The organism is Lysobacter enzymogenes, from assembly GCF_017168095.1.
GTDB lineage: Bacteria > Pseudomonadota > Gammaproteobacteria > Xanthomonadales > Xanthomonadaceae > Lysobacter > Lysobacter enzymogenes_D.
This window is the reverse complement of the sequence record NZ_LXSD01000392.1, coordinates 20,067-21,154: the sequence shown is the minus strand read 5'-3', so window position 1 is coordinate 21,154 and position 1,088 is coordinate 20,067. Positions and strand designations below refer to the sequence as shown.

Genomic DNA, 1,088 nt, shown 5'->3' with positions numbered 1-1,088 from the left:
AGCGCCGCAGGTGCTGGGCCTGCTCGCCTTCCGCGACGCCCCGCGCCCCGGCGCGCGCGCGGCGATCGCGCGCCTGCACGCGCTCGGCCTGCGCACGGCGATGATCTCCGGCGACCACGCCGGCGCCGCCAACGCGGTGGCGCAGCAGCTCGGCATCGACGACGTGCGCTCGGACGTCTTGCCCGAGCAGAAGGCCGCCGCCGTGGCCGACCTGGCCCAGGCCGGCGCGGTGGCGATGGTCGGCGACGGCGTCAACGACGCGCCGGCGCTGGCCGCGGCCGACGTCGGCATCGCCATGGGCAGCGGCACCGACGTGGCGATGCAGGCCGCCGGCATCACCCTGATGCGCGCCGAACCGGGCCTGGTCGCCGACGCCATCGCCATTTCCCGCCGCACCACCCGCAAGATCCGCCAGAATCTGTTCTGGGCCTTCGGCTACAACGTCGTGGGCATTCCGCTGGCCGCGTTCGGCCTGCTCGATCCGGTGTTCGCCGCCGCGGCGATGGCGTTCTCCAGCGTCAGCGTGCTCGGCAACACCTTGCTGCTGCGTCGCTGGAGGCCGGCATGAACGCCGCCGCGCCCTGGCTGAGGAGTTCCAGACCGATGAACCGCCACGTTTCCGCGCCCGAACTGGCCCAGGCCAAGGCCGAGGGCCTGCACAACATCGGCGAGGCCGCGCAGCTCAGCGGGGTCAGCGCCAAGATGATCCGCCACTACGAGAGCATCCGCCTGATCCCCGAGGCCGGGCGCAGCGTCGCCGGCTATCGCCTGTACAGCGATGCGGACCTGCACCGGCTGCGCTTCATCAAGCGCTCGCGCTCGCTGGGCTTTTCGATCAAGCAGATCGAGACCTTGCTGGGCCTGTGGGACAACCGCTCGCGCGAGAGCGCCGAGGTCAAGCGGCTGGCGCTGGACCACGCCGCCGAACTGGCCGAGAAGGTGCGCGAGATGCAGACGATGCAGCGCACGCTGGAAGAGCTGGCGCGGCAGTGCCATGGCGATGCGCGTCCGGATTGTCCGATCCTGCAGGATCTGGCGGCGGAGTGTTGCGAGGGCGGCAAGGCGTAGCGGCGGGTGCGGTCGTCGGG

2 protein-coding genes are annotated in these 1,088 nt (G+C 72.0%); both read left to right on the top strand.

Annotation, left to right across the window (positions count from 1 at the left end; translation table 11 throughout):
• The coding region (locus A7A76_RS16240) for an HAD-IC family P-type ATPase (RefSeq protein ID WP_206412168.1) at positions 1 to 568 on the top strand (568 nt) is incomplete at its 5' end.
• Positions 569 to 603: 35 nt separating this feature from the next.
• Positions 604 to 1,068 (top strand): Cu(I)-responsive transcriptional regulator, encoded by a 465-nt coding sequence (gene cueR, locus A7A76_RS16235; protein ID WP_206412167.1) that lies wholly within the window; start codon positions 604 to 606, stop codon positions 1,066 to 1,068.
• The last annotated feature ends 20 nt before the right edge of the window (positions 1,069 to 1,088 follow it).